Raw genomic sequence first — 17,655 nt, 5'->3', positions numbered from 1 at the left:
TAAATTTTGACCATCCCTTGAAAAACCCATCTGTTGGGTTATTTTGAGGTATGGTTGTTGTCCACCGTGCTTTCGGCTTTCGTTTTGTAATCTATACCGCCGATCACGAGCCGGCCCATATTCATATCACGGGTGCGGGGCAGGCCAAGGTCAATCTCCTTGGTGCAGATGGCAGTCCTGAGATCGAATACAGCATCGGCATCAAGCGTTCCGATTTGCGCCGGTTGCTTGCGGAAGTCGAAGAGCACCAAGATCGTCTATTGAAGGAATGGGAGCGAATTCATGGCTAACCTGACGGATGCGGCGCTCCGTGACGCTGAGGAAAGGGGCCGGAAACTGCTCGAAATCGAGCCGCGGGCTAAAGCTGCGTACTATGATGCCACCAGCGGCCGGGTCGTTGTCGATTTGGTCAATGGCTGCACGTACGTCTTTCCGGTTCAACTTGTTCAGGATCTCCAAGGGGCCAGTGAACCCGATCTGGCGGAGATCGAAGTGGACGGATTGGGGTTCAATTTGCATTGGCCGGCTTTGGACGTGGATCTATATGTGCCCGCCTTGGTGAGCGGCATATTTGGCACTCGTGAATGGATGACCAAGGAACTGGCCCGTATGGCCGGCCGCGTTACGTCGCCGGCGAAGGCCGCTGCAGCCCGTTCCAATGGTGCAAAAGGTGGTAGGCCAAAGAAAACCGCCAACCACTGATCTTTGAAATCTAGCGCGTTGTTAGTGACGGTTACCTCGCGATAGGGCAGGCGACCTGACCAGTCCGTGTCGCGTACCTTCCGCGCCTCCTCCAAACGGGTGATTGCCAAAGCAGCGCACTGCGCCATCATCGTCGTGTTCGATTGAATGATCGATGATCCGAATTTCCGTCGAGGAGGAACGGCAATGAGCGCAGATCGCGGCGATACCTATCATTTGCTTGGAAATCTCATCCGCTTCCATGTCCGGCCGCCGGAGAGCGGAGGCGGTTATTGCCTTGTGGAGCTTCGCACCGCGCCCGGTGCCGGCGCTCCCCCGAACCGGCACCCGGAAGACGACGAGGTCTTCTACGTGCTGGAGGGCGAGTTCGAGTTCAGGGTGGGGGAGGAGAATATCCCGGCGCGGTCGGGCGATTGCGTGAAGGTGCCGAACGGGGCGGTGCATGCCTTCCGGAATGTGGGGCCGGCGCCGGCGCGCATGCTGGTCATCAATTCTCCCGGCCGGATACACGAGGCCTTCTTCAGCGAGGCGGGCGACCTTGTGCCGGACGGCACGACGGATTTCCCGGTCCAGGATGGGCCGCCGGATATCCCGCGTGTGCTTGAAATCGGCGCCCGCAACCGAATGGAATTCCTGGTCGGAGCGGCGAATGAGGCCCACGCCTGAGAAATGTTGAAATGGCCTCTTGACCTTCCAATGATGGGAAGGTCCACATAGGGCGGGAACTGGAGATTCCTGCCTATGAACGAGATTGTAAAAACGAACCGTCCCATCGAACCCTTCACCGTTCCCGTCGAGGGCATGACCTGCGCTTCCTGCGTGCGCCGCGTGGAAAACGCCGCCGCCAAGGTGCCGGGCATCGATAGAAGCGCCGTCAATTTCGCGACGAAGAAGCTGACGGTCGAGTCGGCCGAGGGGTTTTCGCCGGAGGATCTCGAAAAGGCGATCAGGAAGGTCGGCTACGAAATCCCCGCCGCCGCCATGCGGCATGCGCTGCACGAGGCGGGAATGCTGGCGGATGCCCCCTCATCCGGTCCTTCGGACCACCTTCTCACCAACGGTGTGAGGGGGCATTCGGCAAGCCACGCCCATTACGCCCACGATCACTCTGCCCACCAGCAAGCCGCCAGCGCCAGCGACCCTCATGACCACATGCACATGCATGCCGGCGAGGAGGGGGTGCTGAAGCGCGATCTCCTGATCGCGCTTGTGCTCACGCTGCCGCTCTTCGTGCTGGAAATGGGAAGCCATTTCTACGATCCCTTCCATCACTGGCTGATGGGGATCGTTGAGACGCAGAACCTCTATTACCTCTACTTCGCGCTTGCGACCGCCGTGATCTTCTGGCCCGGCTTCCGCTTCCTGAGGATCGGCCTGCCGGCGCTCTTCCGCGGCGCGCCGGAAATGAATTCGCTGGTCGCCGTCGGCGTTCTGGCAGCCTATGGCTATTCGCTGGTGACGACGTTCGCGCCGCATCTGCTGCCTGAAAGCGCCCGCTACGTCTATTACGAGGCGGCGGCCGTCATCGTCACGCTCATCCTGTTCGGCCGGCTGCTCGAAGCCCGCGCGACAGGCCGCACCGGCGAGGCGATCCAGAAGCTGGCCGGCCTGCAGGCCAAGACCGCACGGGTGGAGCGCGACGGCAAGGTGGTCGATCTTCCCGCCGGCGAGGTAGTCGCGGGCGATATCGTGGTCATCCGGCCCGGCGAACGCATTCCGGTGGACGGCACGGTGATCGACGGCCAGTCCAATGTCGATGAATCGATGATCTCCGGCGAGCCGCTGCCGGTGGAAAAGGCAGCCGGCGCCTCGGTGGTGGGCGGCACGATCAATAAGACCGGCGCCTTCCGTTTCCGCGCCGACAAGGTCGGTCGCGACACCATGCTGGCGAGTATCATCCGCATGGTGGAGCAGGCGCAAGGGGCTAAGCTGCCGATCCAGACGCTGGTGGACCGGATCACGGCATGGTTCGTGCCGGCCGTCATCGTGTTGGCGGCGCTGACCTTCGCCGTCTGGTTCTTCTATGGGCCGAGCCCGGCGCTCACCCATGCGGTGGTCAACGCGGTGGCCGTGCTCATCATCGCCTGCCCCTGTGCCATGGGGCTTGCGGTGCCGACCTCGATCGTCGTGGGTGGTGGCAGGGCCGCCGAGTTCGGCGTCCTCTTCCGCAAGGGCGAGGCGCTGCAGGAACTGCGCAATGTCGAAATCGTCGTGCTCGACAAGACCGGCACCGTGACCAAGGGCCGGCCGGAACTGACCGATCTCGTGGCCGCCGAAGGCTTTGACGAGAAGGAGGTGCTGGGTCTTGTCGCAGCCGTTGAGGCGCAATCCGAGCATCCGATCGCAGACGCCATCGTCAAGGCGGCGGAGACAGGCGGCATCATTCTGCCGAAGGTGCGGAATTTCGAATCCGTCACCGGCTACGGCATTCAGGCCGAGATCGACGGCCGTAGGGTTGCCGTCGGCGCGGATCGCTTCATGCAGAAGCTGGGCCTTTCGGTGGAAGGTTTTGCGGAAGCCGCAGCGCGCCTTGCCGACGAGGGCAAGACGCCGATCTATGCCGCGATCGACGGCAAGGTGGCGGCGGCGATCGCGGTGGCCGATCCCCTGAAGCCGGCAAGCCGCGACGCGATCCGGGCCTTGCGGCAGATGGGCATAGAGGTCGCCATGGTAACGGGCGACAACCGCCGCACGGCGGGGGCCATCGCCCGCCAGGTCGGCATCGACAAGGTCGTGGCCGAGGTGCTGCCGGACGGCAAGGTGAAGGCGCTGCATGAGCTGCGCGCCGGCGGGCGCAAGGTGGCCTTCGTGGGCGACGGCATCAACGACGCCCCGGCGCTGGCGGAAGCCGATATCGGCATCGCCATCGGCACCGGCACGGACGTGGCGATCGAAAGCGCCGACGTGGTGCTGGTCGGCGGCGAGCTATCCGGCGTGGTCGCGGCGATTTCCATGAGCCGGGCGACGATGAGGAACATCAAGCAGAACCTCTTCTGGGCCTTCGGCTATAACGTGGCGCTGATCCCGGTCGCGGCAGGCTTGCTCTACCCGGCCTTCGGCTGGTTGCTTTCGCCGATGATCGGGGCTGCCGCCATGGCGCTTTCCAGCGTCTTCGTGCTCGGCAATGCGTTGAGGTTGAAGGCTGTAAAACCATAGCAATTCCAGCAAAAGCGGGAACCGGTTTTGCGTCCGGAATTGCGTCAAAGCAGATAGATGGAGATCATACATGAATATCGGCCAGGCCTCCGAAGCGTCCGGCGTTTCGGCCAAGATGATCCGCTATTACGAGGAGATCGGCTTGATCCGCCCCATGGGCCGCACCGGCAACAATTACCGGGTTTATGGCGAGGACGAGGTGCATATCCTGCGTTTCATCAAGCGGGCGCGCTCGCTCGGCTTCTCGCTGGAAGAGACCGAGACGCTTCTGAAGCTCTGGCAGGACCAGAGCCGGGAGAGTGCCGCGGTGAAGGAGGTGGCGAGCACCCATATCAAGGACCTGGAGCGCCGCATCGCGGAGATGCAGGGCATGGTGAAGACGCTGAAGCATCTCGCCCATTGCTGCGGCGGCGACAGCCGGCCGAACTGCCCGATCCTCGACGATCTGGCCGGCGAGGCGCCTCCGATGAAGAAGATGAAACAGCATGCTTGAGGCCGCCGGGATCTGTTCGAAACATCCCTCCCAAACCGGCCGGGGTCGAGCCGCTTGTCTCGACCCGACCTGCGGACCCCCACAAGGGGGAGGGCTTAACTCGCCGCTCCCGTCGCCGCTCATTCAAGGCAAGTGATTGCCGCGAGTCCTCTCCCCCCTTGTGGGGGAGATGGCCGGCAGGCCAGAGGGGGAATTTCCAAGCACCCTTGACCTTCCCATTATAGGAAGGTGCAGAAGGATTTTGATAGAAAAGGAGTTACCGATGACTGCGATTTTCAACATCCCTGACATGACCTGCGGCCATTGCGAGAAGACCGTGCGCGGTGCGCTCGGCGAAGTGCTGCCAGGCGCCCCGGTCACCGTCGATCTCACGTCGAAGATCGTCACCGTGGAAGGTGATGCCGCCGTGGCCGAGGAAGCGATCCGCGAAGCGGGCTACAGCCCCGAGCGGGTGGGGACTTGACGCCAGCCGCCCTGGATTAAGCTTCCACCCCCCTCTGCCCGGCAGGGCAGAGGGGGGTAAGCAACGGCTCCTGCTCCAGTATTCGGAACTCTTGAGGTGCTCAGCATGTTCTTCTTCCAGGAGGAGATGAACATGCAACGTGTTCCGAACCACCATCACGATCTGGCGTTCTATATCGGGCTCAATCTGGCCCTTGCCTGCGCGATCCTGGCAAGCATGTGGCTCTATTGACGGCGGGTGCCGAGCGCCTGCCTAGCCCCTGAACGCCCGCTCCAGCTCTGCGATGTCGAGCTTCACCATCTGGAGCATGGCTTCCGTCGCCCGCTTCGCCGCTTCCCGATCGGGGTTGGCGACCATATCGCCGAGGCTGCGCGGAGCGATCTGCCAGGAAAGGCCCCAGCGATCCTTGAGCCAGCCGCATTGCTGGGGCGAGCCGCCGTTTTCGAGGAACGCGTTCCAGATGCGGTCGATTTCCGCCTGGCTCTCGCATTGGACGGCGATTGAGAAGGAATAATTGAAGGCTTCCGGGCGGCGGGCTTCGAAGGCGGAAAAATTCTGCCCGCCAAGCGAAAGCTCGACGATGATGACGCTGCCGGGCGGGCCGCTCGGCGTTTCGGTGGGCATGGTGGTTTTGCGGATGATCCGGGAATTCGGAATGATCGAGATGTAGAATTCGACCGCCTCGGTCACTTCCTTCTCGAACCAGAGAGTTGAAACAACGTGCGCCATCGGGGTCCTCCTTAGTACCGCTGGTATGTCGCCAATGACGACATGGGCCAAAAAATCCGGAGCGCATTGCGAGGCGCTCGGGGACGTTCACGAACGAAGGACGTTTGAAGTTTGGGGAAACCGACACATGCCGGCGCGAAAAAATGGGGCGCGTGCGCGGGCAAATCCGGCTCGCTGCCGGCAACGTCAGGGGCCGGAAAAGCCGCGCTGGTCCGCCAGGGCGCGGGCCTTCCGGCCGATGACGCAGTACGCCCTCAGAAAAAGTGGGGGCCCGGCCGTTTTTCCCGTCCGAGCCCCCGGCAGTTCTGTTTTAGGCATGAGGATGATGGCATATCCCGAGGATTAAACATCACCCTTTTGGGGGAGGCGCGCGAGGCGCCTCCGAATTTCTCTGTTTTTAGAACTTCACGCCGATGCCGACGTTGATGACATGCTGGTTGAAGTCGGCGTCGAGGCCACCGAGATCGCCGCTGCCGAAGTCGTTGTAGCGATATTCGAGGCGTCCGAAGACATTGTCGGTGAAGGCATAATCGAGGCCCGCGCCGAGCGTCCAGCCGTGCAGCGTGTCGTCTTCGTCGAAGCCGGGGCCTTCCAGCTTGACGTTGGTGGCCGTCCAGCCGCCTGCCGCATAGAGCAGGGCCCGGTCGAAGGCATAGCCGACGCGGCCGCGTACCGAACCGGAGAAGCCGGACTTGGCCTCGAGGCCGCCGCCATAGTCGTGGTCGTTCCAGTCGTAGTTCACGTCGCCTTCGATACCGACGACGAAGCCGCTGGACATCTGCCAGTTATAGCCGACGAAGCCGCCCATGCGCCAACCGTCGAAGGATTCGTCGCCGAGGATTTCGATATCGCCGTCACCCCAGCCATGGCCGCCATGCAAACCGATATAGGGGCCGGCCCAGGTGAAGACGGGCGTCTCCACGGCTACGGGAGCCTCGGGGATCTGTTCGACAGCGTCAGCCGCATAAACTACGGAAGACGCGGTCATGGCGGCCGACGCTGCGAGGATGAAAATTGCCTTCATGATTCTTCCCTCCGTTGAGTGGTGCAAAGGATGGTAGGGCAATTCTCTTAAAAAGCTGTAGCTAAAATATCACGCCAGGTAGAAACCGCACCCTTGAGCGCCCCCAGATAAGCCCATGAAATGGCACATATATAATTTTGGTGGTCGCCATTGACCTCAACTGGACTTGAGGTTGTAGCTTCCCCGCCGACTTGAAAACCACGGGGATTTGCGTGTCAAACACAAGAAATACGGAATGGTCGGCGCTGTTTGCCGGCAACCATGGGCTCATGCTGGGCCTGATCTCGGCGGGCATCGGCCTGCATGCCTTCAACCAGTTCGCGATCGTCGCGGCCATGCCTCTCGCCGCCGCCGAACTCGGCGGCATGAGCGCCTTCAGCTGGGCCTACAGCCTCTATTTCATCGGCTCCATCGCGGGCGGCACGGGCGCCGCTTCCTTCCGCGACCGCTTCGGCACGCGGGCCGCTCTTCTCTTTTCCAGCTTCGTCTTCGCCGCCGGCGGGCTGATGGCGCTCGCCGCTCCCACCTTCTCCTGGATTCTCGCCGGGCGATTGCTGCAGGGCATCGCCGACGGGCTGATCGTGGCGATCTGCTACAGCCTCATCCCGGCCAATTTCCCTTCCGCGCTGATCGCCAAGGTGTTCGCGGTGGAGGCGGTGGTCTGGGCAGTGACGGCGCTTGCTGGCCCGGTGGCCGGCGGATGGCTGACCGAGGCCTTCTCCTGGCGCATCTCCTTCCTTGCGAGCGCACCGCTGCTTCTCCTGCTGCCGGTCTTCGTGCTGGCCGCAAAGCCGCGCACCACCGAGGCCGCGGCCACCCACTTCCAGCCGGTCTCTATCGGCCTCTGCCTTGCCGCCGCGCTCGTATTGTCGCTTTCGGCCGTCATGGAGCGGGCGGAGATGCAGGTTGCCACGCTTTCGGCCGGCGCCGGGCTCTTCATGCTGACGCTGAGGCTCGACGGCCGGGTGGGGAAAAAGCTCTTCCCCGAAGGCGCCTTCCGCCTCCGCTCGGTGCTCGGCCATGGGTTCTGGGTCCTGTTCCTGATGTCGGCCGCCCATTCGGTCGGCAGCGTCTACCTGGCGCCGATGGCGGCGGAAACCTGGGGTTACGGCCCGGCGGCGGTAGGTTACATCGTCGTGCTGATGGCGCTGACCTGGAGCGTGGTCGCCGTGGTGGCGAGCTGGGCGAAGAGCCTGCCGCGACGGCATTTCTGGCTGCGGAGCGGCCCGCTCTTCCAGTTTGTCGGCTTCATCGCCATCGCGATTTCGCTCAGCGAGGGTTCGATCTGGCTGCTGATCTTCGGGCAGATGGCGATCGGCACCGGCTTCGGCACCGCCTGGGCGAATGTGAACCAGGCGGCCATGGAGGCGGCGACGCTCGCCGAGCGGGACCTCACCAGCGCGCTTTTGCCGACCATCTCCACCGCGGGCTATGCGGTGGGCGCCGGCCTTGCCGGCATGATCGCCTCGGCAACGGGTCTGGTGGAAAAGCTCGCGGCGGGTGAGGCAAGCGGCCCGGCCGCCTGGCTCTACGGCGTTGCCGCGGCCGGTGCGCTCGTGACCTTCCTGCTCGGCTTCGGGGTGAGGTTGAAGGCGGAGTAAAGTCGGGCGCAACCAATCCGCTTTTTCCTTGTTCGGAGAATCGGCTGTTCCCATATTGAAGGGAGCGGCCGATACCGGCCCCCAAGGGAGTTCTGCTTGTTCCAGTTCGACAATTCCTACGCCCGCCTGCCGGACAGGTTCTACGCCTCGGTCTATCCCGAGCCGGTGGAAGGCCCTGTCCTCTTGAAATTCAACGAGGCGCTGGCGGCGGAACTGAAGATCGAAGCGGACCTGACTGACCCGAAGCGGCTGGCTGCCATGCTGGCCGGCAATGTCGTACCGCAAGGGGCCGCACCGATCGCCATGGCCTACGCCGGCCACCAGTTCGGCAGCTTCGTGCCGCAGCTCGGCGATGGGCGGGCGATCCTGCTCGGCGAGGTGGTGGACGCGAGCGGCCGGCGCCGCGACATCCAGCTCAAGGGCTCGGGGCCGACGCCCTTTTCCCGAAGGGGTGACGGGCGGGCCGCGCTCGGGCCGGTGCTTCGGGAATATATCTTTTCGGAAGCCATGCATGCGCTCGGCATCCGCGCCACGCGGGCTCTTGCCGCGGTCGCGACCGGCGAGCCGGTCTATCGCGAGCGGGTGGAGCCGGGCGCAATTTTCGTGCGGGTCGCGGCGAGCCATGTCCGGATCGGCACGTTTCAGTTCTTCGCCGCGCGCGGCGACAATGAGGCGATCCGGCTCTTGGCGGATTACGTGATCGGGCGGCACTATCCCGAGCTTGAAGGCACGGAAAAGCCCTATCTGGCGCTGCTACGCGCCGTGGCGCTGGCGCAGGCCGATCTCGTGGCGCGCTGGCTCGGCATCGGCTTCGTCCATGGGGTGATGAACACCGACAACATGACGATTTCCGGCGAGACGATCGATTTCGGACCTTGCGCCCTCCTCGACGAATACGATCCGATGAAGGTTTTCTCCTCCATCGACCACATGGGCCGCTATGCCTATCGCAACCAGCCGGGGATCGCCCAGTGGAACATCGCGCGGCTGGCCGAATGCCTGCTGCCGCTGCTCGACGAGGATCAGGATAAGGCGGTGGACGAGGCGAATGCCGTGCTGAAGGAGTTCGGCGAGCATTTTCAGGCGCGCTGGCTCGAGGTGTTCCGCGCCAAGATCGGGCTCTTCCGGCAAGAGGAGGGCGATGGCGATCTGGTGCAGGCGCTGCTCGGCGCCATGCACGAGGGGCAGGCGGATTTCACGCTGGCCTTCCGGCGGCTTTGCGATGCGGCGGAAGGATCGGACGAGGCCTTTCTTTCCGGCTTTTCCGAACCGGAAAAGGCGCGCGAATGGCTGGCGACATGGCGGGAACGGCTGGCGAAAGAGCCGCAGTCCGATGAGGTGCGAGCCGCTGCGATGCGGACGGTCAACCCGGCCGTCATTCCCCGCAATCACCGGATCGAGGAGGCGATCGTTGCCGCGACCGCCGGCGACATGCAGCCTTTCGAACGCCTGCTGGCGGCGCTGGAACGGCCCTATGAGGATATCGCCGAGTTTGCCGATTTCACCGTGCCGCCGAAGCCCGAGGAGCGAGTGATGAAGACGTTCTGCGGGACGTAGATCGGCTACGCAGTGTTGCTGCCCCTCATCCGCCTGCCCAGCCCCGCCTCACGCTCCCAGAATTCTATCAACCGTAATGGGAAGATGCCGGATGCGCTTGCCGGTGGCGTGGAAGATGGCGTTTGAGACGGCGGCGGCGACGCCGACGATGCCGATCTCGCCGAGCCCCTTGGCGCCGATCGGGCTCACCTTGTCGTCCTCTTCCTCCACGAAAACGACCTCAATATCCTCGATATCCGCATGGGCGGGCATATGATATTCTGCGAGATTGTGGTTCATGATCCGGCCGGTGCGGTGGTCGATCATGCCTTCCTCGTGAAGCGCCATGCCGATGCCCATGACGACGCCGCCGAGAATCTGGCTGCGGGCTGTCTTGGGATTGAGGATGCGCCCGCCGGCGATCGCGCTGACGACGCGGGTGACGCGGGGGATGCAGAGATCCTCATCCACCTTCACTTCCACGAAAACGGCCGAATGGGTGTAGCTGATGAACTTCTTCATCTGCGCCTCGTCCGGCTCGATCTTGCCGTGCTCCTCGATGAAGGAGACGCCGGCGGCGTCCATGATATCGCCGATCGAAAGGCCGATCTGGTGGTTGCGTTCGAGCACGAGCCGGCCTTCGCTGATGGAGACGTCTTCCTCCGATGCGCGGGCAAGCGGTGAGTTCGGCATCCCCTTCGCGTGGGCAAGCAGCGTTTTGACGGCCGCTTTCGAGGCGACCTGGACGGCCGAGCCGGAGGAGGCGGCGGTGCGCGAACCGCCCTCGACGCCGGTCTTCGGCAGGGTGGAATCCCCGATCTCCACCTTGACCCGGCCGAGGGGGACGCCGAAGGTCTCGGCAGCGATCTGACCGAGGATGGTATAGGTGCCGGTGCCGATATCGGAGGCGGCCGCCGAGACGGTGACCGCGCCATCGACTGAGAGGCGCACCCGGGCTTCCGCCGGCGCGATCGACGCTTCCCAGACGCCGCCCGCCATGCCCCAGCCGACGAGATCGTGGCCTTCGCGCATCGAGCGGGGCGAGAAGGAGCGCCGATCCCAGCCAAAACGGGCGGCGCCTTCCCGATAGCAGGCGTCGAGCGCCTTGGAGGTGAACTGCTTGCCCTGGTTCTGGTCGTGGTCGGCGAAGTTGCGGCGCCTCAGTTCCAGCGGGTCGATGCCGACCTCGTAGGCGAGTTCGTCCATGGCCGTTTCGAGTGCCGTGACGCCGGTGGCGGCACCCGGCGCGCGCATGTCGCCCGGCGTGGAGACATCCAGCTTGGCGAGTTCGTATGAAAGTCTGACATTGTCGCATCGATAGGCGAGCCCGGACCAGTTGACGACATTCTCCTGATAGTCCTCGTAGCGCGAAGTGGCCTGCACGGCATGGTGCATGACCGATTGCAGGCGGCCGTCGCGATCGGCGGCGAGCGAGACCCGCTGGACGGTGGCCGGACGCCAGGTGAGATAGAACATCTCGCGGCGGGAAAGCTCCACCTTGACCGGACGCTGGAGATCGAGACTCGCCATGACGGCGAGGAAAAGCTGGTGCTTGGGGCGCAGGCCCGCGCCGAAGGCTCCGCCGACGAAATCGTTCCTGACCTTCACCTTTTCAGGATCGAGGCCGAAGACATTGCAGACATAGGCCTGGGTGTTCTGCGGCCCCTGCGTCTTGTCATGGATGGTGAGGCCGCCGTTTTCGAAGAGCACCGTCGTGCCGAAAAGCTCCATCGGATTATGGTGCTCTCCTTCCAGCACGTATTCGGCGGAGACCGTGCATGGCGCGGCCGCGAAGGCCTGTTCCGGCTCGCCGCGGGGAGGGGGCGGAACCATGCTCTCGCCGCGCGGCTCGGCCGGAACATAGCTCTGCCGCCTTTCGCGGAGGATATCGGTATGGGGCTCGTCCGCGATGTAGCGGATGCGGATGAGGGAGGCGGCATCTCGCGCGGCCTCGAAACCCTCGGCGATCACCAGCGCCACCGGTTGGCCGTCGTAAAGGATGCGTCCGTTTTCGAGCGGCCGGAACGGGTGGCCGGGCACGGCGGCTGTGTCCTTCCACTTGTCGTCGCTTTCCGCCGTTTGGGGCCGGTTTTCATGGGTATAGACCTTCACCACGCCGGGAAAGCGCTCGGCCTCGGCCGTGTCGATCTCCGCGATGCTGCCGGCGGCAACGGTGGAGACCGCGACGAAGCCGTGCAGCAGGCCCGGCGCGTGATGCTCGGCGGCATAGTGCGCCTGGCCGGTGACTTTCAGCGGCCCCTCGATGCGGGAGAAAGGAAAGCCGACGATCCGCGAATGATTGAGCATGGCGAATTTCTCTATTGGAAGGCTTTGACGGTCTGGTCCTGCGGCGTGCCGGCGGCCGCCTGGGAGAGCGCCCGCACGATTGCCCGATGGGCGAGCGGGATCTTGAAATCATTGCCGCCCTGGCCCTTCGCGCCGGCCAGAAGCCGCACCGCGACCTTGCGGAAGGTCTCTTCCGTCGGCGGTGCGCCGGCGAATTCGGCCTCCGCCAGACTGTCGCGCCAGGGCATGTGGGCCACGCCGCCGAGCGCCACGCGCAGATCGACGATCTCGCCATCGGCAATATCCATGGCCGCGGCGACCGAGACCAGCGCGAAGGCAAAGGAAAGCCGGTCGCGCAGTTTCAGGTAGCTGTGATGGGGGACGAAGTGATTGCCCTCCAGCCGGACGGCGAGAACCATTTCTCCCGGAGCCAGCGTGTTGTCGCGCTCCGGATGATCGCCGGGCAGCCGGTGGAATTCGGCAAACGGGATATAGCGGCGGCCTTCCGGCCCCTCGACCTCGACGGTTGCGGCGAGCGCCGCCAGCGCCACACACATATCGGATGGGTGGACGGCGATGCATTTGTCGCTGGCGCCGAGAATGGCATGGATGCGGTTGACGCCGCCGATCGCCGAGCAGCCGGAGCCCGGCTCGCGCTTGTTGCAGGGGCTCGACGGATCGTAGAAATAATAGCAGCGCGTGCGCTGGAGCAGGTTGCCGCCGGTGGTGGCGGCGTTGCGGAGCTGCGGCGAGGCACCGGCGAGAATGGCACTAGCAAGCAGCGGATAGCGTTCCTTCACACGAGAGTCGTAGGCGACGGCGGCATTGCTGACGAGCGCGCCGATGCGCAGGCTGCCGTCCGCAAGCTCCTCAATCTGCCTGAGCGGCAGGTGGTTGATATCGATGATGGCGGCGGGGTGCGCCACCTCGTATTTCATCAGGTCCACGAGATTGGTGCCGCCGGCAAGCAATTGCGCCTCGGGATTGGCGACAAGTGCGGCAACGGCCTCGCGGACGGTTTCGGCGCGGGTATAATCGAAGGGCCTCATTCCGCCGCCTCCCGGAGAACCGCCTGGTTGCCCATGACCTCCTCGACGGCGTCGGCGATATTGGTATAGGCGCCGCAGCGACAGAGATTGCCGCTCATCAGCTCGCGGATATCGGCGCGGGAATGGGCATGACCTTCGGCAAGCAGGCCGGCGGCGGAACAGATCTGCCCCGGCGTGCAATAGCCGCACTGATAGGCATCGTGCTCCAGGAAGGCCTTCTGCAGCGGGTGCATGTTTTCCGGCGTGCCGAGCCCTTCGACGGTGGTGATCTCGGCGCCGTCGACGCTGACGGCGAGCTTGAGACAGGAATTGATCCTCTCGCCATCGATGAGAACCGTGCAGGCGCCGCACTGGCCCTGATCGCAGCCCTTCTTGGTGCCGGTGAGCTGCAGGGGTCCGCGCAGAAGATCGAGAAGCGTGACCCAGGGGTGAAGCTCGAACCGGTGGCGCTCGCCGTTGACGGTGAGCGTGACGGGTATGCTGGGGAGGGAATGACTTGCGCCGGTCTCCATGGTCTGCCCTTTCCACGATCGGTTGGCCCACGATCGATTGGCGACGTAACCCCGGGATTTGGAAGATGTTCCTTCCTGAACAGGAAATAAACTTTAGATTGCATTATTATTGTACGTACGATATTTATTGAAATCTGGGGGATGCGGGGGTTAGATTGGCGTGAAGATCGTTTATGATCCGCCGAAGCGTTTGAGGAACCTCGAGAGCAGAGGCCTCGATTTTGAAGACGTCGACATGGAGTTCTTTGCCTCGGCGGTGGTCTTTCCGGCAAGGGATGGCCGCTACAAGGCCATCGGCTTCCTGAACGGGATGATCATTGCGGTTATCTTCAGACCGCTTGGAATGGAGGCGATCTCGATCGTTTCCATGCGACGGGCCAGCCGAAAGGAAAGGCAAGCGTTATGAGCAGGAAACGGATTCCAGAAATTTCAGATGCCGAGGAGGCTGAAATCCAGCGGCAGATTGCCCAAGATCCGGAGGATTGCGAGATAAGCGACGAAGAGATCGCCGAGGGTGGCAAACCGTTTCGCGAGGTCTTTCCCGAACTTTATGGCAGCATCCTGCGTTCGCGTGGTCGGCCGCCGCTCGAAACGACCAAGACACCTGTCACGATCCGCCTCGATCCCGATATCGTCGAACATTACAAGGCCAAGGGAAAGGGCTGGCAAAGCCAGATGAATGACGACCTCCGGAAGGCTGCGGGGTTGAAGGCCGGTCGGCGATAAAAATCGCGTGGATAGGAAAATAGTCCTTGACGGCGTGACGGTAGTTTGGTAGGTTTTGGTTATCGTCGAAGAATTGCGACCGGCGGGTAGCCTTGAGAGGCAGACGGTCGCAAGGCTTCCAGTCAATTGGCCCGGCTCAAGCAGACCGGGCTTTCTTTTTTCCAGGATTTCGGCAGCGTTTCGTCGGTGGTGGTTTAAGGCCGCCGGCGCGGTTTCGCGTGCCTTTTGGATATCGGCCATGAATGAATTCGAGACTTTCGAACCGGCGCTTTTCGGGCTCTGGGCGGAACGGCCGCGCTATGACGAGGCCGTGCGCATGGAGGATTTGGACCTCGCCAAAAGGGTGCGCGGCGTGCTGCTGGAAACCAAATCGGCCGAAGGGACCCGTTCCGAGGCCGAGGAACTGCGGCGGCTGCTCAACGAGATGACCGTGGAGATGCGCGCGCAGTTTTCGACCTTCCGCAAGCTGCGCGCGACCGCCGAGGCGCTTCTCGACGGCGGCGACGAGGCGGCGCAAAAGCTCGCCCGCGCCGACGTGAAGGCCGCGACCGACGCCATGTCGCTGATCGTGCGCACGCTCGAAAAGGTGGACGCCCTGCAGCGCCAGCTTGCCCGCGACCGGGAAGCGGAGGCCGAGCGGCAGGCGGAGGAGGGCGGTTATGAGGAGGCCAAGGCCCGCTTCATGAAGCTTATCGAGGACCGTGCCAATGAAAACGCTTTCCGCCTTTACGAAGCATGGAAACGGGATGGTCCACCGACCTCAGTTATCGAGAGGGTTGGGCGCTGCGCCGCCGAGCCAGCGGACATTGCGGCGGGCGCAGGAGCGGACGGCGGGCAAGGCATTGTTGCTTTCGAAGCGGCTGAATCAAGGCGTACGGACAATCGCGGCCGTGCGTGAGGAAAGCCTGGAGGCCGTGAGGCAAGGTAGCGCGCTTGGCGAGCGGATAACAGACGGTGTCGCGATGGCCGATGGGCAGGTGCCGACCTTTGTTGATGAGAGCGCCGCAGGGTCACTTCCCGTCATCCCTGTGCTTGTCACAGGGATCCAGCAGCGCCGCGGCGGCGGCGCGGAAGAGTCTTTTCAGCCCAAAGACTTGGGCTGGCTGGATTCCTGTGACAAGCACAGGAATGACGGAGATATGTTGGCTCCGGAGTGTTCCGATCCCTACGCCGACTTCATTTTCGGCCTCGACCGGGACTGGGATTTCAATGGCCGTTCCGAACAAAAGCCCCCCGAAGGCGATTGGCGCACCTGGCTCGTTATGGGCGGGCGGGGTTCGGGCAAGACGCGGGCGGGCGCGGAATGGGTGCATGCGCTGGCTTGCGCCTCCGAGCGTTCGAACCTGAGGATCGCGCTGGTGGCCGAGACGCTGGGCGATGCCCGCGAGGTGATGATCGACGGCGTTTCCGGCATTTGCCGCATTGCGCGGGGCAAGCGGCCGGAATTCGAGATCTCGCGGCGAAGGCTCGTCTGGCCGAACGGGGCCGTGGCGCAGATATTCTCCTCGGAAGATCCGGAGAGCCTGCGCGGACCTCAATTCCACTTTGCCTGGTGCGACGAGCTCGCCAAGTGGAAATATCCGGAAGAGACTTTCGACATGCTGCAGTTCGGTCTGCGGCTCGGGGCCGATCCGCGCCAGCTCGTGACGACGACGCCGCGGCCCGTGCCGGTGCTGAAGCGGCTGATCGCCGAGCCGGGAACGCGGCTCGTGAGGATATCGACCAGGGAAAATTCCGGCAACCTGGCGCCGGGCTTCATCCAGGCGCTCGAAGGGCGTTATGGAGGCACACGACTGGGAAGACAGGAACTCGACGGTGAGCTGATCGAGGACCGTGAAGACGCGCTCTGGAAGCGCGACGACCTCGAAACCTGTGTGATCCGCTTCACCGGAGCGCTGCGGCGCATCGTCGTGGCGGTCGACCCGCCCTCGGGCGCGGGAGCAAGTTCCTGCTGCGGCATCGTGGTGGCCGGGATCGAGGCGGGCGGACGCGGCGTGGTGCTGGCGGACTGCTCGGTGGAAGGGAAAAGCCCCGCCGGCTGGGCGCATGCGGTGGCGAGAGCCTACGAGCGTTTCCGGGCCGACCGGGTGGTGGCGGAGGTCAACCAGGGCGGCGAGATGGTGGCGGCCATGTTGAAAAGCGTGGATGCGAACCTGCCCGTGACCATGGTGCGGGCGACGCGCGGCAAATTCCTGCGCGCCGAGCCGGTGGCCGCACTCTACGAACAGGGGCGGGTGGCCCATGCCGGAAGGTTCGCCGAACTGGAGGACCAGATGTGCGACTTCGGACCCGACGGGCTCTCCTCAGGCCGTTCGCCCGACCGGCTGGACGCGCTGGTCTGGGCGCTGACGGCGCTGATGTTCGAAGGGCAGGGCGAGCCGCGCGTGCGCGGGATCTGACGCCCTGGCTCGTCTCGCTTAAGGGCGTTTCAAGGGGATTTGAACGGATGGTGCGGGCGCGTTTTCGCGCATCTGCTGCCATTCGGATTCGAGGCGATCCAGCACATGCTGTGGGATGGGCTGCTTGGCCGGGGCGTTATCGACAGCGACTGGGGCAGATTGGTGCATCATCATGATCTCCTTTCAGCGAGCCATCTAACGTTGCTTCCTTCCTCTTGGTTCCACAGGGTTTCGCAAAAGTAAATCACCCGCCTAACGGCTTAAAACGATTTAGTTTTTCTAAACCGATTGAAACTTTCGGATTTCCTCAGAAACGTTTGACAGGGAGGGCGGCATGGGTGTCGACCGGCGCTATTTCTTCGATTGTGCGCGGGCCGAAATCTTCGGCGGCAGGCTGCGGGCAAAGCAGGTGGAGGGGGTGAGCGCGATTCTCGACGGCTGGGAAAAACGGGCTCCGGAGGGTGACCGGCAAGCGCTTGCCTATGTGCTGGCGACGGCCTTTCACGAGACCGCCGGCACCATGCAGCCGGTGCGCGAGACGCTGGCGAGGACCGATGCCGCAGCGATCGCCAGGCTGGAAAAGGCCTATGCGAGCGGCCGGCTGCGTTCTGTGAGGACGCCCTATTGGTGGCCGGATGCGGAAGGGAAAAGCTGGCTCGGACGGGGGCTCGTGCAGCTCACCCACCGGCGGAACTACGAGGCCATGTCGAAGCTGACCGGCGTGGACCTGGTGGCCGATCCGGCCCGCGCCATGGAGTTGGAGATTTCGGTGACGATCCTGATCGAGGGCATGCGGGCGGGCTCATTCACAGGCCTGAAGCTTGGCAATTATTTCGGGCCCGGCCGGTCCGACTGGCTGGGCGCGCGGCGCATCATCAACGGCACGGACCGGGCAGAACTGGTGGCCGGGCATGGAAAGGCGTTTTGCAGGGCGCTTGCCGGGGTTTGAGGCCGGGCGGATATGTGATAGCCGCGTGGC

General features: G+C 63.7%; 18 protein-coding genes. 13 read left to right on the top strand and 5 right to left on the bottom strand.

Annotation, left to right across the window (positions count from 1 at the left end; translation table 11 throughout):
* Positions 1-50 precede the first annotated feature (50 nt).
* From YH62_RS18375 to YH62_RS18350, 6 genes are all read left to right on the top strand, one after another.
* Positions 51-290, top strand: coding sequence for a DUF4160 domain-containing protein (locus tag YH62_RS18375; protein WP_046795722.1), 240 nt, complete (start codon positions 51-53; stop codon positions 288-290).
* Positions 283-702 (top strand): DUF2442 domain-containing protein, encoded by a 420-nt coding sequence (locus YH62_RS18370; RefSeq protein ID WP_046795721.1) that lies wholly within the window; start codon positions 283-285, stop codon positions 700-702. The genes YH62_RS18375 and YH62_RS18370 overlap by 8 nt, the downstream gene beginning before the upstream one ends.
* 186 nt (positions 703-888) lie before the next feature.
* Positions 889-1,368 (top strand): cupin domain-containing protein, encoded by a 480-nt coding sequence (locus tag YH62_RS18365; protein ID WP_082118411.1) that lies wholly within the window; start codon positions 889-891, stop codon positions 1,366-1,368.
* 75 nt (positions 1,369-1,443) lie between these two features.
* Positions 1,444-3,858: a heavy metal translocating P-type ATPase gene (locus YH62_RS18360; RefSeq protein ID WP_046795719.1), complete on the top strand. Its 2,415-nt coding sequence runs from the start codon at positions 1,444-1,446 to the stop codon at positions 3,856-3,858.
* A 70-nt stretch (positions 3,859-3,928) separates the two neighbouring features.
* Positions 3,929-4,351 (top strand): Cu(I)-responsive transcriptional regulator, encoded by a 423-nt coding sequence (cueR, locus tag YH62_RS18355; RefSeq protein WP_046795718.1) that lies wholly within the window; start codon positions 3,929-3,931, stop codon positions 4,349-4,351.
* Between the two features lie 262 nt (positions 4,352-4,613).
* Entirely contained in the window at positions 4,614-4,814 is a 201-nt protein-coding gene (locus YH62_RS18350; RefSeq protein WP_046795717.1) for a heavy-metal-associated domain-containing protein, read from the top strand.
* Between the two features lie 252 nt (positions 4,815-5,066).
* On the opposite strand, the gene YH62_RS18345 is transcribed toward YH62_RS18350, so the two are convergent.
* On the bottom strand, positions 5,067-5,543 hold the full coding sequence (locus YH62_RS18345; RefSeq protein WP_046795716.1) for a VOC family protein: 477 nt from the start codon (positions 5,541-5,543) through the stop codon (positions 5,067-5,069).
* Positions 5,544-5,940: 397 nt separating this feature from the next.
* Positions 5,941-6,567 carry an outer membrane protein gene (locus YH62_RS18340; RefSeq protein WP_046795715.1) on the bottom strand — a complete coding sequence of 209 codons (627 nt, stop codon included), beginning with the start codon at positions 6,565-6,567 and terminating at the stop codon, positions 5,941-5,943.
* A gap of 212 nt (positions 6,568-6,779) precedes the next feature.
* Between YH62_RS18340 and YH62_RS18335 the strand changes: the two genes are divergently transcribed.
* Positions 6,780-8,168, top strand: a complete 1,389-nt coding sequence (locus tag YH62_RS18335; RefSeq protein WP_052760456.1) for an MFS transporter — start codon at positions 6,780-6,782, stop codon at positions 8,166-8,168.
* Positions 8,169-8,264: 96 nt separating this feature from the next.
* Positions 8,265-9,725, top strand: a complete 1,461-nt coding sequence (locus YH62_RS18330) for a protein adenylyltransferase SelO (protein WP_046795714.1) — start codon at positions 8,265-8,267, stop codon at positions 9,723-9,725.
* A 48-nt stretch (positions 9,726-9,773) separates the two neighbouring features.
* Here YH62_RS18330 and YH62_RS18325 read toward each other — a convergent pair whose 3' ends face one another.
* The 3 genes from YH62_RS18325 to YH62_RS18315 are packed head-to-tail and all read right to left on the bottom strand — an operon-like array spanning position 9,774 to position 13,551.
* Entirely contained in the window at positions 9,774-12,011 is a 2,238-nt protein-coding gene (locus YH62_RS18325; RefSeq protein WP_046795713.1) for a xanthine dehydrogenase family protein molybdopterin-binding subunit, read from the bottom strand.
* A gap of 11 nt (positions 12,012-12,022) precedes the next feature.
* Positions 12,023-13,039 carry a xanthine dehydrogenase family protein subunit M gene (locus YH62_RS18320; protein ID WP_046795712.1) on the bottom strand — a complete coding sequence of 339 codons (1,017 nt, stop codon included), beginning with the start codon at positions 13,037-13,039 and terminating at the stop codon, positions 12,023-12,025.
* Positions 13,036-13,551, bottom strand: coding sequence for a 2Fe-2S iron-sulfur cluster-binding protein (locus YH62_RS18315; protein WP_046795711.1), 516 nt, complete (start codon positions 13,549-13,551; stop codon positions 13,036-13,038). The genes YH62_RS18320 and YH62_RS18315 overlap by 4 nt, the downstream gene beginning before the upstream one ends.
* A 160-nt stretch (positions 13,552-13,711) precedes the next feature.
* Here YH62_RS18315 and YH62_RS18310 point away from each other — a divergent pair, with 160 nt between their 5' ends.
* The 5 genes from YH62_RS18310 (at position 13,712) to YH62_RS18290 (ending at position 17,625) form a co-directional block, all read left to right on the top strand.
* Positions 13,712-13,957: a BrnT family toxin gene (locus tag YH62_RS18310; RefSeq protein ID WP_046795710.1), complete on the top strand. Its 246-nt coding sequence runs from the start codon at positions 13,712-13,714 to the stop codon at positions 13,955-13,957.
* The gene (locus YH62_RS18305) at positions 13,954-14,277 is read left to right on the top strand and encodes a BrnA antitoxin family protein (protein ID WP_046795709.1); all 324 of its coding nucleotides are present in this window, start codon (positions 13,954-13,956) and stop codon (positions 14,275-14,277) included. The genes YH62_RS18310 and YH62_RS18305 overlap by 4 nt, the downstream gene beginning before the upstream one ends.
* A gap of 238 nt (positions 14,278-14,515) precedes the next feature.
* Positions 14,516-15,175 (top strand): hypothetical protein, encoded by a 660-nt coding sequence (locus tag YH62_RS18300; RefSeq protein ID WP_245282127.1) that lies wholly within the window; start codon positions 14,516-14,518, stop codon positions 15,173-15,175.
* 241 nt (positions 15,176-15,416) lie between these two features.
* On the top strand, positions 15,417-16,676 hold the full coding sequence (locus YH62_RS18295) for a terminase family protein (protein WP_046796037.1): 1,260 nt from the start codon (positions 15,417-15,419) through the stop codon (positions 16,674-16,676).
* Positions 16,677-17,010: 334 nt separating this feature from the next.
* The gene (locus YH62_RS18290; RefSeq protein WP_046795708.1) at positions 17,011-17,625 is read left to right on the top strand and encodes a glycoside hydrolase family 19 protein; all 615 of its coding nucleotides are present in this window, start codon (positions 17,011-17,013) and stop codon (positions 17,623-17,625) included.
* The last annotated feature ends 30 nt before the right edge of the window (positions 17,626-17,655 follow it).

Source organism: Rhizobium sp. LC145, assembly GCF_001005825.1.
Classification (GTDB): domain Bacteria; phylum Pseudomonadota; class Alphaproteobacteria; order Rhizobiales; family Rhizobiaceae; genus Neorhizobium.
Note: the sequence above shows the minus strand (reverse complement) of the source record. Positions and strands in the feature narration are given on the sequence as shown.

Bases quoted from the DNA above. Each gene is read 5' to 3' on its own strand.
- YH62_RS18295 (WP_046796037.1), top strand. From the start codon at position 15,417: ATGTTGGCTCCGGAGTGTTCCGATCCCTACGCCGACTTCATTTTCGGC.
- YH62_RS18375 (WP_046795722.1), top strand. From the start codon at position 51: ATGGTTGTTGTCCACCGTGCTTTCGGCTTTCGTTTTGTAATCTATACC.
- YH62_RS18350 (WP_046795717.1), top strand. From the start codon at position 4,614: ATGACTGCGATTTTCAACATCCCTGACATGACCTGCGGCCATTGCGAG.
- YH62_RS18365 (WP_082118411.1), top strand. From the start codon at position 889: ATGAGCGCAGATCGCGGCGATACCTATCATTTGCTTGGAAATCTCATC.
- YH62_RS18360 (WP_046795719.1), top strand. From the start codon at position 1,444: ATGAACGAGATTGTAAAAACGAACCGTCCCATCGAACCCTTCACCGTT.
- YH62_RS18305 (WP_046795709.1), top strand. From the start codon at position 13,954: ATGAGCAGGAAACGGATTCCAGAAATTTCAGATGCCGAGGAGGCTGAA.
- YH62_RS18345 (WP_046795716.1), bottom strand. From the start codon at position 5,543: ATGGCGCACGTTGTTTCAACTCTCTGGTTCGAGAAGGAAGTGACCGAG.
- cueR (WP_046795718.1), top strand. From the start codon at position 3,929: ATGAATATCGGCCAGGCCTCCGAAGCGTCCGGCGTTTCGGCCAAGATG.
- YH62_RS18325 (WP_046795713.1), bottom strand. From the start codon at position 12,011: ATGCTCAATCATTCGCGGATCGTCGGCTTTCCTTTCTCCCGCATCGAG.
- YH62_RS18315 (WP_046795711.1), bottom strand. From the start codon at position 13,551: ATGGAGACCGGCGCAAGTCATTCCCTCCCCAGCATACCCGTCACGCTC.
- YH62_RS18290 (WP_046795708.1), top strand. From the start codon at position 17,011: ATGGGTGTCGACCGGCGCTATTTCTTCGATTGTGCGCGGGCCGAAATC.
- YH62_RS18340 (WP_046795715.1), bottom strand. From the start codon at position 6,567: ATGAAGGCAATTTTCATCCTCGCAGCGTCGGCCGCCATGACCGCGTCT.
- YH62_RS18370 (WP_046795721.1), top strand. From the start codon at position 283: ATGGCTAACCTGACGGATGCGGCGCTCCGTGACGCTGAGGAAAGGGGC.
- YH62_RS18320 (WP_046795712.1), bottom strand. From the start codon at position 13,039: ATGAGGCCCTTCGATTATACCCGCGCCGAAACCGTCCGCGAGGCCGTT.
- YH62_RS18300 (WP_245282127.1), top strand. From the start codon at position 14,516: ATGAATGAATTCGAGACTTTCGAACCGGCGCTTTTCGGGCTCTGGGCG.